General features: G+C 52.4%; 12 protein-coding genes. 5 read left to right on the forward strand and 7 right to left on the reverse strand.

All coding sequences use genetic code 11. The features are described 5' to 3' along the window. Positions 1 to 165 precede the first annotated feature (165 nt). Genes VLH40_06045 through VLH40_06075 form a run of 7 tightly spaced genes read right to left on the reverse strand, consistent with a single transcriptional unit; the run spans position 166 to position 6,922 of the window. On the reverse strand, positions 166 to 1,278 hold the full coding sequence (locus VLH40_06045; protein HSV31565.1) for a metal ABC transporter permease: 1,113 nt from the start codon (positions 1,276 to 1,278) through the stop codon (positions 166 to 168). A 6-nt stretch (positions 1,279 to 1,284) separates the two neighbouring features. Beyond that, a complete protein-coding gene (locus VLH40_06050) occupies positions 1,285 to 2,061 on the reverse strand; it encodes a metal ABC transporter ATP-binding protein (protein ID HSV31566.1) in 777 nt (258 codons plus the stop codon). Positions 2,062 to 2,113: 52 nt separating this feature from the next. Beyond that, positions 2,114 to 3,055 carry a zinc ABC transporter substrate-binding protein gene (locus VLH40_06055; GenBank protein ID HSV31567.1) on the reverse strand — a complete coding sequence of 314 codons (942 nt, stop codon included), beginning with the start codon at positions 3,053 to 3,055 and terminating at the stop codon, positions 2,114 to 2,116. A 42-nt stretch (positions 3,056 to 3,097) separates the two neighbouring features. Continuing rightward, a complete protein-coding gene (locus VLH40_06060) occupies positions 3,098 to 4,426 on the reverse strand; it encodes a hypothetical protein (GenBank protein ID HSV31568.1) in 1,329 nt (442 codons plus the stop codon). Then, complete coding sequence (locus VLH40_06065; GenBank protein ID HSV31569.1) at positions 4,426 to 5,247, reverse strand: ABC transporter permease subunit; 822 nt, start codon at positions 5,245 to 5,247, stop codon at positions 4,426 to 4,428. The genes VLH40_06060 and VLH40_06065 overlap by 1 nt, the downstream gene beginning before the upstream one ends. Positions 5,248 to 5,249: 2 nt before the next feature. Next, positions 5,250 to 5,969 carry a carboxypeptidase-like regulatory domain-containing protein gene (locus VLH40_06070; GenBank protein ID HSV31570.1) on the reverse strand — a complete coding sequence of 240 codons (720 nt, stop codon included), beginning with the start codon at positions 5,967 to 5,969 and terminating at the stop codon, positions 5,250 to 5,252. Beyond that, positions 5,966 to 6,922 carry an ABC transporter ATP-binding protein gene (locus VLH40_06075; protein ID HSV31571.1) on the reverse strand — a complete coding sequence of 319 codons (957 nt, stop codon included), beginning with the start codon at positions 6,920 to 6,922 and terminating at the stop codon, positions 5,966 to 5,968. The genes VLH40_06070 and VLH40_06075 overlap by 4 nt, the downstream gene beginning before the upstream one ends. A gap of 170 nt (positions 6,923 to 7,092) precedes the next feature. Here VLH40_06075 and mutM point away from each other — a divergent pair, with 170 nt between their 5' ends. From mutM to VLH40_06100, 5 genes are all read left to right on the forward strand, one after another. Further along, positions 7,093 to 7,887 (forward strand): bifunctional DNA-formamidopyrimidine glycosylase/DNA-(apurinic or apyrimidinic site) lyase, encoded by a 795-nt coding sequence (mutM, locus tag VLH40_06080; GenBank protein ID HSV31572.1) that lies wholly within the window; start codon positions 7,093 to 7,095, stop codon positions 7,885 to 7,887. A gap of 98 nt (positions 7,888 to 7,985) precedes the next feature. Next, a complete protein-coding gene (locus VLH40_06085; protein HSV31573.1) occupies positions 7,986 to 9,074 on the forward strand; it encodes an AI-2E family transporter in 1,089 nt (362 codons plus the stop codon). A 167-nt stretch (positions 9,075 to 9,241) separates the two neighbouring features. Then, the gene (locus VLH40_06090; GenBank protein ID HSV31574.1) at positions 9,242 to 10,213 is read left to right on the forward strand and encodes a sugar-binding transcriptional regulator; all 972 of its coding nucleotides are present in this window, start codon (positions 9,242 to 9,244) and stop codon (positions 10,211 to 10,213) included. 5 nt (positions 10,214 to 10,218) lie between these two features. Further along, on the forward strand, positions 10,219 to 11,148 hold the full coding sequence (locus VLH40_06095) for a carbohydrate kinase family protein (protein HSV31575.1): 930 nt from the start codon (positions 10,219 to 10,221) through the stop codon (positions 11,146 to 11,148). A gap of 48 nt (positions 11,149 to 11,196) precedes the next feature. Next, positions 11,197 to 12,372, forward strand: coding sequence for a hypothetical protein (locus tag VLH40_06100; protein ID HSV31576.1), 1,176 nt, complete (start codon positions 11,197 to 11,199; stop codon positions 12,370 to 12,372). Positions 12,373 to 12,392: the final 20 nt, after the last annotated feature.

Here is a 12,392-nt window from a genome sequence, read left to right on the forward strand (position 1 = left end):
ATGACCACGTCCGGTTACAGTGCTGCTGAAAAGGCCATCCTTGGCCTTTTTGCTGCGAAAATGCGGTGATTTCGGCGGCTGATTCAGGCAACTTAGGCCCAGGCTTCCTTCGTTCTTTTGCAGCAAAATTACTTATTGCAGCAAAATCAATATTGAATTACTTAATCATCGCGCCATAACCTGCCGGGCGAGTTCGCGACCAAAAGGGGTCAGGGCCAGGTGAGCATTGGTTCGGGTGATGATTCCATGGATTACCGCCCATCGCACCACCTTTTTCGCGTATAATTCTTCCCAGCCCAGGTGGAGTTTGAGGTGTTCTGCTGTCGCTTCCAAATTCTCTTCATGGGTACCTTCATGATGGAGGAGGTGGATGGCCAGGGTTTCGGTGGCGTACTGCCAAGTCCGGATATGACGTATCCGGGCTTGGGCGATAAGGCCCCGTTCCGGAGAGAACAGGAGCGAAAAAACCACGACTCCGCTCAGGATCAATACGATGGTTGGCCCGGTAGGGAGACGGGGAATCTGGCTGGAAAGCAGCGCACCGCTCAAACCGACAGCCGCGCCCAGAAATCCGGAGAGAAGAGCCATAACCGAAAAACGATGGGTCCACTGCCGGGCGGCCGAAACCGGGGCGACCAGCATGGCGCTCATCAGTACGACGCCAACCATCTGTAACCCGACCACGGTAGCGATAACCAGCAAGATGGTGAGGAGGATATCCAGTGAACGAATCGGTAATCCCAGGGTATGGGCGTATTCCCGGTCGAAGGTCAGCACGACGAACTCTTTCCAGAAAAGGATGGTGGTGAGAAGTACCGCACCTCCCAGTGTAGCGATAGTCACTACATCCCTGGTTATGATGGTCGCTGCCTGGCCGAAAAGGTACCGGTCAAGCCCCGCTTTCCCAGCATCGGGCATCCGTTGGACAAAGGTTAAGAGCAGTATGCCGAAACCGAAAAAAACCGAGAGAACTATCCCCAGGGCGGCGTCCTGTTTGATTATCGTCTTGCGGGTAATTTGCATTAAGAAGAGCATCCCGATCCCCCCGGCTACAGCCGCTCCGACCAGAAGCACCACCGGTTCCCGTGATGCAGTGAGAAGAAAAGCCAGCACGATTCCGGGAAGTGCGGCGTGAGATACGGCATCACCCAACAGACTCTGGCGCCTCATTACCGCAAAAGAACCCAGAAGTCCAGTGACGAAACCCAGGAACACCGACCCAAGAGCGACAGCCCGCAGGGTATAGTTCGTGAGCAATTCGGAGAAAAGACCGCCCAATGTTTTTTACTCCTTGTCTCCCCGGCTTTGTACCGGGCTGTCATTCCGGGACGATAGGTATGCGATTCGTCCCCCGTAAGCCCGGTGCAAATTTTCCTGAGTAAAGACTTCGTGGACCGGACCGGCGGTGATCCGCCGGACGTTGAGGAGCATCATCCAGTCGAAATACTCAGCTACCGTCTGAAGGTCATGGTGGACTACGATCAACGTCTTTCCCTGGGAACGGAGTTCTCGCAAGAGGTCGATTATCGCCCGTTCGGTGGTGGCGTCTACCCCGGCGAAGGGCTCGTCCATCAGATATAGACTGGCTTCCTGGACCAAGGCTCGGGCCAGAAACACCCGTTGCTGCTGTCCCCCGGAGAGTTGGCTGATCTGCCGGTTGGCAAAATCAACCATTCCCACTTTGTGTAAAGCGTCTAAGGCTTGTTCTTTTTCCCGGATACCCGGCCGCCTGATCCAGCCGATTTTGCGATACAAACCCATAGTGACCACATCAAGGGCGTTGGTGGGGAAGTCCCAGTCGATGTTGCCTCTCTGCGGCACGTAGGCCACCTGATGGCGCATTATACCAGAAGGCTTTCCCTTGATAAGCACCTGTCCGGCAGCGACAGGGACCAGTCCGAGAACCGCCTTGATCAGGGTAGACTTACCGGCTCCATTGGGCCCGACAATAGCCAGAAGAACTCCTTCCGGCACGCTGAGGTCTACGTCCCACAGCACCGGCTTCTGATGGTAACTGACGGTGAGATCCATGATGGTGAGAGCGTTTGGCGATTGTTCCATCGGCTTCCCCCCCCTTCCGGTCCACCGGTGGACCGGAAGGGGGGACCTCGTCCTATTCTCTCAAAAGGGCCGTGACGATGGTGTCGATGTTATAGCGAACCATTCCGACATAGGTTCCTTCCGGGGTGCCTTCGGAACCCATGGCGTCGGAGTAAAGCTCGCCCCCGATGGCAACCTCAAAGCCCATGGATAGGACAGCGGCCTGCACTGCTTCGATGTTGCGGACGGGTACCGTAGATTCGATAAAAATGGCCGGAATTTGGTGTTCGGTGATGAATGTGGCCAGATCCTGAACGTCACGGATGCCGGCTTCCGCTTCGGTGGATATTCCCTGCAGTCCTCTCACCGAAAAACCGTAGGCTCGGCCGAAATATCCAAAAGCGTCATGGGCGGTGATCAGGACCCGTTGTCGTGGTGGTATTTTTTCGGCCTGAGTCATGACGTGGCGGTGTAGCTCATTGAGGGTATCCAGGTATTCTTCCATATTCGACCGGTAGAAGGAGGCATTGTCCGGGTCTTTGGCTATGAGGGTTTGTCCGATGACGTCCACGACATGCCCCCATAGGGAAACGTCGAACCAGATATGTGGGTCGTGTTGTTCTTCGTATACCTCGTCGGTGAGGAGCAAAGAAGGATCGATGGCTTCCCCTACAGCCACCGTCGTCACCCGGTCGCTCATTCTCCCCAGTACGTCAGCTATTCTGGCTTCCAGGAGAAGTCCGTTATAGAAAATAACATCCGCTTGAGCCAGGCGGCGAACATCACCTTCACTGGCCCGGTAGAGATGGGGATCAATACCCGGGCCCATCAGAGCGGTGACCGTCACTCGTTCTTGGCCCACGTTTCGGACGGCATCAGCGAGCATGCCGGTGGTGGTGACGACGTTGAGGGTCGGCGCAGTTTGGGCTGAAACTCTATTTAGGAGACCGGTAATTAGCAATGACCCGATAATGGTCAACACCAATCCGAGTTTTAGCATAACGGCTTGCTTCATTTAGTCGCTTCCTCCTCTGGCCTTTTGAGACCTGTTTCCTGTTCACTTCTTTTCTATTTTACCCCAACGGACCAGTAACACGATAGCCCCAAAAAGCAGGGGAAGGAAGGCGATGGCGTAGAGAAAGGGGGCATTTTCTTTACGCAGGATGCGGATGATGCGTTCACTTCCCTCCACCGGTTGAGCGTCCGCATTCCGGACCGCTGAAACGATATATTCGGTCGGCACTAGTTTTTCGTCAAGGGACAGGAGATGGCCTTCAAATGTAGGTTGATGGCCCTGGCTCCGGAGAACGTCGTCGTAAGGTATGATTTCAAACCCCAGTTCAGGCCCGGGAATCTGCTTAACAAAAAAAGGAAGGCGTTCGACTCTTTGCAGGACTTCTTCCCCTTTACTCAGGATGATTTGGACATCGTGGATTGGATTAGTATGTACCCATTTCCACCGTTCAATCCGACCGTCGGCTTGGGGGTCTTCGAGCTGGTTATGATAGAGTTCGTTGAACTCAGTCTGTTCGAAGGGATTGAAGTAAAGATTGTTACGGCCCACCCCATGAATGATCCGACTGGGGTCATCGACATTTTCCCGCCTGGTCCAGCGGTTTCCGGGAATGATTTCATATCCGACCCCCCCCGTTCGCCGGGCAGTAAACGTGGTGATCTGTTTTTCACTCCCTTCGTATATCAATCCATCTTCGGAACGGAGACGAATCTCGAAGTTTCCGGGTGGAAGGTTGAGGATAAAGCCTTCGCGGAGTTCGGTTACAAAAAAACCAACAAACTCGGGGGGTTGGGGCTCAAGCGGGATGTCCAGATCCGTCGGTCCGACTTCACCGGTTTCCCGGCGCCTCCGAATTTCCTCCAGGAAACGGTTAAACTTTTCCTGATAAAGCCTCATGGCTTCAAAATGCTGGCGGAGCCGTTGGTTAAACTCTTCCACAGCTTGTTGGTACTGGTTGAATATCCGGATGGCCTCTTCACCGGAATAGAGCATCGCTTTATCCGACCAGTATCCATGAGGGTAAAACAGCGCATAGGTTTCCCGTTCGAGCGTGGCGATGACTTTCCCCCCTTGGAGGATTTCCAGGCTTCCGGGGAGCGTTTCGTTCAGGGTATTGAAGCCGGCCATATATCTCCGGGTGATCGGCCAGAAATAAACCAGAGTTTTCTGGGCATCGATGACACTTAGCTCGTCGGCGATAAAAAAGAGCCTGTCCTCGTTGGGCGGGCAAAAACTCCGGCTGAAGGAGGTTCCGTTAAAAGAGGTCAGGGAATAAACCAGTTGTTCGCGCAACGTTGGAGCCTGGGCATTGGCTAGAGTTGTGCTGAACAGAATCAGGCAAAGGACTATCAACGCAAGACGAAAGTTCATCAGGTCTTGACCCCCTTTCTGCCCATGGAAATGATGGATAAAACGATAAAGATGACAGAATAGATCGTCGCGTAGGCGATCGTTGTAAAGTACAGCGGCCAGCTTTCCAGAACTACTGATTCCAGGGCCCGGTTCAGGAAGGCAAAGGGAGAAACCCAGTTGATTCCCTGGAACAGGAGAGAAATGGTTTGTCTAAGATAGAGCATGGGCATTGAAAGACCTTCCCGCTCGAGCCCCAAAAGGGCTGCGTGAATAAACTGCACGGCCAAAAAAGCCCCCAGGATGGCAATGAGAGAAAGGACCGAGCTCTTGACCCGGCCGGTGATCGAGGAGATGAACAACCCGAAACTGACCACGCAGGAAATAAGGAATATACTCATGATCAAGGCCTTGATCAGACCCGTAGTGAAACCGAGATTTGTCGCATAGCTGACCAGGTAAAAATACCCGGCGCAAAATCCCAGTGCAACAATTCCCAAAACCAAATCCTTGAGATATTTTCCGAGGAGAAAATTTCCGGGAGTCACCGGGCCGTAGAACAAAACCTCCAGCGTTCCCCGTTCCCGTTCCCGGGAGATGGAAACCGCGGAAAGTATCGCGAGATACAATGAGATAATGATGATGCTGATATACAGAGGATAATTCAGGGGGTAGGCTGATACTAAGATGTCGTCCTCGCGAATGCCGTCCAGGAAATTTTCCAGGATAAACGACGAGGCCAGAAAGGCAACGAATAGGGCGGTGTAGTACCTCCAATTATATAACGTAAAGACAAGATCCCGCTTGAACAGGATGCTGGTTACTCGGGCGCGCTGTACCACGGTTATTCCTCCCTTCGGGTAAACTCAACGTTGGTGATGGTGTCTTCGAAAACTCCCTGGGGTGTTGTGAGGACCAGGTCGAGGACCCCATAACGTTGTTCAAGTTCAGGATCGACATGGATTTCATCCCAGGGGATAATTCCCTTGTTTCTTGCCAGATGAGCTTCGGGATCCCAGAATAGTTCGATCGTTCCCTCATATATCAGTCTGCCCCGGGTGTAGTTCTCCTGGTCTCCCTCTCGAATAAAGAGGCTACCCGTCAATTCCAGGGGGAGTGCCGGGAAATCGGTGATGCCCCTGTTCTCGGTGTTATGGAAACGAATTTCAATTTCGATTCCCCGGTCCAACGGTGTGGCAAAGCAAATGATTCCGGCAAGATCGGGTATTTCAGCGCCCCGCATCGCAAAGTCAAACGCATTGATACCCCGCTGGACTTCGATTTCGCGGGTAAATGGTTCATAGTGAGGCGCCCAAGCCTGCAGGGTATAGCGGCCGGGTTGAATTCCGGAGAAACGGAAATCCTTGCTCTGGAAGAGTATATCTGTCCGTTCCCCCAGGGAAATGGTCAGACGGCGGACGACATCCCGGGAAAGCTCGTCGACGACCCGGCCTTCGAGAATACCGTAGTTCAGCCGGATGGTAAAGTAAGACAGGGTTAATAAACCAGCTGTTAGGAGAAGAATGCCCGACAGAATAATTTTGAAGGTTTTGCTGCGCCTCATGGCCGAGTTTCCTCCTGGCTGGCGAGGAGAGAGATGTTGTGCTGGGTGATGGTCATAAACGCCTCTTCGAGGCTCATTTCCTTGGTTTTCATGGACAGGACGCTGTAGCCGTGTTCGAAGATGGTTCGGGAAAGATCGCTTCGGTTATCGCGATCTGTCTTCAGGTTCACGGTGATCCGGTTTCTTGCATCAGACACCTCAGCGCCCTGTACATAGTCAAGCTTAATCAGTATGTCCACTAACGCCGGGGCTTCCCGGTCAAGTTCGATGTGCAGCGTGACACTGTTCGAGAGTCGCCGTTTGATGGTGTCCATACTATCTTCGGCCAGGAGCTGCCCTTTGTGGATAATGCCCACCCGCTTACAAAGGCGTTCGACTTCGGATAGCAGGTGGGAGGAGACGAAAATCGTTCTTCCGTTTCGGTTCTCCTCTTCGATCAGGTCCCGGACCTGTTTGATGCTTGAGGGATCCAGGTTGGCGACCGGTTCGTCGAGAATCAATAATTCCGGATCGTGGAGTAGAGCCCGGGAAAAGGCGAGCTTTTGTTGCATTCCCTTTGAATAGGCGTTGATCTTTTTGTTCCGATCACCAGCCAACCCAACAGCTTCGGTCAGGTGGTCGATCCGTTTCCGGTAGCTGGGAACCCCGTAGAGCTCTCCAAAAAATTCGAGGTATTCCTGGGCGGTCATTTCCCCATAAAAATACTGATTTTCGGATACCACGCCGATCCTTTTTTTCAAATCGACCCGGTGGAAATTCATTGCTTCACCCATGAGTAAAACCGTTCCCGAGGTGGGTTGGAGTAAGCCCAAAAGCATCATGATGGTTGTCGTTTTTCCCGCCCCGTTCGGACCAAGAAATCCGTATATATCTCCCTGCTCAACCTGGAGGGCGAGTTTTTTGACCACCTCTATCCCGTTATATTGTTTCGTGAGATTCTCTGTGCGTATCATGGATTGATACATACCCCCTTATCTGAATCAAGATGTTCTGATCTCTTGCTGAACACCCGTCCCAATTGTACACTATAGTCTATATTAGCATACAGAATCATGTGTTCCGGAAATTTGGGGGTTTTTGCGTCTTTTTCGAAGATCTCTTCGTTGGGGAGAAGGTGTCCACAATGCCGGAATTACCTGAAGTGGAAATCGTTCGGCGAGGATTGCTGCCACTGGTTACCGGCAAAGTCATTCGCTCGATAACCATAGAAGACCAAAAGATAGTCCTCCCCTTGGGTTTACTGGTGGGACGAACCATAACCGGAATCGACCGGAAGGGGAAATTTCTTTTTTTCCGCCTCTGCGGGCAGGACACACTGCTCGTTCATCTGGGTATGACCGGTGTCCTCGTATACGAGGAACCAGGATGCGAACTTCCGTATCGACGGCTGTTCATCAAGCTGGACGCAGGGGCTTTGCTTTATAGCGACCAGCGCCGCTTCGGTAAAGTTCGCTATCTCGATGACCCGTCCCGGGAAAGGCTTTGGGACAGCCTTGGTATGGATCCATTGTCCGGCGAATACGATTTCCAGCGCTTTCAACAACTGTTGGCCGCCCGTTCCTGCCGGGTTAAGGATTTTCTCCTGGATCAGCGGTTTCTCTGCGGGATTGGGAATATTTACGCTTGCGAAATTCTCTTTCGGACAGGAATTCACCCCGAAAAAAGGGTGAGCCGCTTGAGCATCGAAGAAGTGGGCTGGCTCTTTCGGGTTATTCCGCAGGTACTTGAAGAAGCTCTTTCTCTCCAGGGAACGACTATCCGGGATTTTCGCCGTTCCGATGGCCGGAAGGGTGAGTTCCAGAACCGCTTGTGCGTATATGGGAGAGCTGAGCAATCCTGTCCGCAATGCGGCACGGCGATCAAGCGGATCCGCTTCGCCGGGCGCAGTAGTTTTTACTGTCCCAGTTGTCAGGCTTAACTCAAACACCTATCTGTCCATCGTGTTCGAAGAATGCGGCGAGGGAATGGCGGGTTAGGCGTCTGTGGTAGACTCAATTGAGGGAGATTATAGGGTAAATGGCTATGACTGAAGAGAAGGAAAATACAGCAATCGTAAATATCCTTGGGAAAATATATATCCTGGTGATCATTGCCGGGTCCCTTTACCTCATTCACCGCTTACGTTCGGTTCTTTTACCCTTCGCCTTGGCCGGGATGTTTGCCTACGCTCTTGCTCCCCTGGCCGGCATCCTTCATCGCAAGGGTTTCTCCTGGAAATTATCCGCTACTCTTGTGTTCTGTCTCCTGATTTTGTCGGGCATCATCCTTCTCTTATTAGTCGTTCCGACAACGATAAGCCAATCTCGAGAGTTGATCGAGGAACTTCCAGAATATGTTGGGGAATTTCTCACTCTGATCGAGCGGGTAAACCACCGATTTTTCCCCCATGTGGATGTTTCGCTGCCCTTGCGGCGATTTCTGGAAGACGTGACGGCCAACCTTCCCGACTATCTGACCCGGATACTGAGATGGATCGGCGAGTTTGCATATATATTGGTCCGCGTTCTCTTTGTCGGGCTGGTCATCACTCCTTTCATTCTCTATTTTTTCCTGATTGATGCTGCGAAAATCCGTTCGACCCTCACTGGTCTGGTGTCCCAGCCGCGCCGGAAAGAATTTATCTCGCTGATGCGGGAAATCGACCTTGTCGTAGGCGGATTTATCCGGGGCCGAATATTGATCTCGTTGTTTGTGGGAGGAAGCGCCGCCGTGGGGCTTTTTCTCCTCGGTATTGAATTTCCCCTGGTGATTGGCATTTTTGCCGGAGTGATGGATATCCTTCCCCATGTCGGACCGATCGCCGGAGCGATTCCCGCATTGGTCTTTGCTTCGGTTCATTCCCCGCTGCATGTTGTCGCGGTCCTGGCGTTGTTCGGGGGGATCAATCTGCTTGAAGGGGTCTACCTTCTGCCCCGACTGATGGGTATGGAAATGAATCTGCACCCCATGACCGTTTTATTCGCGGTTCTGGTGGGGGGAGCGCTCTATGGTCCCTTCGGTCTGATCGTTTCTATACCGGTTGCCGGGGTGATCAAGGTGCTGATCAATCACGCTGTCCGCCCCGTTCCGAAACCCCGGAAAAAACAGAATAAATCCACGCGGTAAGTCCTCTTTTTATTCATCCCTCCCTTCATTATTAATGTTCAATCGGCCCTGTTATCAGAAGATGGTTGTGACCATATCCCTGTAATCAAACCGTTTCCTATTGACTTTTGCCAATGAACCGTTAAGATAAGAATGAAATAATAATAAAAAACAGAATAACATTTCATATGAATAATCGAAACGAAAACCTGGAACTGATCACCCGTATCGCCTGGCTCCATTTCATGGAAGGTATGACCCAACGTAACGTGGCGCTGTCTCTGGGCCTTTCCCAGCCCAAGGTCGCCCGTCTGATCGAGAAGGCGCAAAAAATGGGAATTGTCAGGATTTCCATCGAGTCGCCGATCGCCAACTGTTTGAAAATAGAGCGGGAGTTCAAGAAAACTTTTCGAATCAACGACGCCCTGATCATCCCTGCAGACGGCGGCGATCTTTTTGCAAGCCTGGGCCGGGCTGGCGCTTGGTACCTGGAAAAAGTCCTGTCCGACGGCGATCTTCTCGGAATCGCCTGGGGACGGACGTTAAAGCAGGTTGCCCTTTCAGTGCGATCCGCCCGCGTGAAAAATTTGAAATTGGTTACCCTTGTCGGTGGACTTACCTCATCCGCATCCCTCAATCCCTATACCATCGGTGAAAAACTTGCCTCTATTTTCGAAGGCGAATGTTATTATCTTTATGCGCCGGCGGTAGTTGAAAACGAAGCAACCCGGAATTTCTACATGAACGAAAAGATTAACCAGAAAACTTTAGACTTGGCCCGTCATGCGACCTGGTCGATGGTGGGGATCGGATCTGTCGATGTCCGACATTCGATTTATTCTTTGACTGGTTTTATCGACTACCATGAACTCGAGGCGTTAAAACAAAAAAAAGCGGTGGGAGATATTGCTGGCCAGTTTTATAATATCCAGGGCGATATTCTCGATACCCCTCTTCATCAACGCACTGTAGCCATACCGCTTGAGGATATCCGGACCATGCATAACGTTATTGGCATAGCCGGGGGAGAAGAAAAAGTGGCAGCGATTCTCGGAGCGCTCCGCGGACGATTTATCAAGATTCTGATCACCGACGAACAGACAGCCCGGCGGGTAATGGAATTGAACCTGCGGGATACAAGTCAGGAGGGATATTTTTGACAAAAGTGACCTGTTGCGGAATTCTGGTAGCCGATTTACTGGGAAGACCGATTGAACGGTTTCCGGAAAAAGGGAGACTGGCACTCGTTCCCGAGATGGAACTACATGCGGGTGGTGGAGCACACAATACCGGGGTGATCCTCAGCAAACTCGGGGTGGAAACCGCAGTCATCGGAAAAGTAGGCCGGGACGACCTGGGTGAATTTCTTCTCAACACCTTGAAACGGCAGGGAATTGATACCCGGGGCATCGCTATCACTGAAGAATTCGGCACCTCGGCGACCATGGTCATCGTCGATGGGCAGGGCGAGAGAACCTTTCTTCATTATACCGGGGCCAATCGGGCCTTGCGTGCGGACGATGTGCGGACGGAGTTTTTTTCCGGGTCAAAAATATTGCATATCTCCGGAACCTTTCTGATGCCCGGCATCGATGGAGAGGGCACCGCTCAGGTTTTTCGAAGAGCCCAGGAGCAGGGTATCCTCACGACTCTGGATACCTACTGGGACGATACCGGCCGTTGGCTTCCGGTCATTGAGCCGTGCCTGTCTCACCTCGATATTTTTATCTCGAATCGGGATGAGTCGTCCGCGATTTCCGGCCGCATGGATTTAGTGGACAACGCCCGCTTCTTCCTCGATTACGGTATCAAAACCGTGGCCATCAAGATGGGGAACGAGGGGAGTTTCATTATGACCGCCGAAGACAAAATCCTCGTTCCCCCCTTCGTGGTCGAGACGGTTGATGGGAGTGGAGCGGGAGACGCTTTTTCCGCCGGTTTCCTGGTCGGGGTTCTCAAGGGTTGGGATTTTTACCGGACCGGACGTTTCGCCAATGCCTGCGGGGCCCTATGTGTCCAAAAAATAGGTGCCACTCAGGGAGTGGGGAGCCACGACGCCGTAGACCGTTTTATACACGATTATGACCACCGGTAAGCCGGTTGGGTTGAATCTGTGAACCGGAGAGGGAACTAAGAGACGGGAATGATGAAAAGGGCGGTTCTGTTTGGAGCCGGAAATATCGGCAGAGGATTTATCGGACACCTCTTATGGGAAAGCGGTTATGAGACGGTATACGTTGAAGCCTATGAACCCCTGGTGGAAAAACTCCGCAAAAGAGGGAGTTACCCATTACGCCTGCTGGAAAAAACAGGTACGGAAGTGAATCTGGAGGTTGATCGTTTCCAGGCCGTGTGGAGTAAAGACAGCAAGGCGGTGTCTGATGCGATCGTTCATGCCGACATTGCTTTCACGGCTGTTGGGGCGAGAAATCTTCCGGAAGTCGCCGGTCTTTTTGCCCGGGGAATTACCCGCCGGGCGAGGGAAAATCCGGATAACCTCAATGTGTTGCTCTGTGAAAACTTAAAAGAAGCTCCGGGTTTTTTCCGCGATGAACTCATGAAACACTTGGGGGAAAGCGAGCGCGACTATGTCGAGCGGAAAGTCGGGTTGGTGGGGACAGTAGTCGCCCGCATGGTGCCGGTGATGGATGCCCGTTTCGGGGTCGACGATCCTCTGTTCATTGTCGCCGAATCCTACCATCGGCTCCCCTGTGACCGGCTGGCTATAAAGGGTGAACTTGGTCGGATCAGCGGGGTCGTTCCGGTCAACAATTTCCCCGCCGAAGAAAACAAGAAGCTCTACATTCATAACCTGGGACATGCTACGCTCGCCTATCTCGGTTACCGGATCGGTATTGCTTATATCCACGAAGCGATCGGTAACGATCTGATCCGGAATCGGCTTGGCCGGGTGTACGATGAAACGGCGTATGCGATCAACAGGAAATATCCCGATCTTTCTCCAGCAGAAACCGAAGCCTTCGCCGCCGACCTAAAGGAACGTTTCGCCAACCCATTGATGATGGATACCATAACCAGAGTTGCCCGGGATCCCATTCGTAAACTCGCACCCGGCGACCGGTTGATGGGGGGTATCGACTTGTGCCTGAGCCAGGGGATTTTTCCGGAAAATATCACTAATGTCTGTGCTCAGGCGTTGGGTTATGACTACCCGGATGATCCTGAGGCGTCGCGGCTTCAAAAGATCCTGCAGGAAGCGGGGATCGCGACCGTACTGAAGGAAATCTGTGGGCTCGATCCGGACTCCCCGGTAGGAAAAAGGATTGTAGAACACTATAACGCGGCAGTAAGGAACTGAACGCAGGAATATCGAAGTTA

Source organism: Atribacteraceae bacterium, assembly GCA_035477455.1.
Lineage (GTDB): Bacteria > Atribacterota > Atribacteria > Atribacterales > Atribacteraceae > DATIKP01.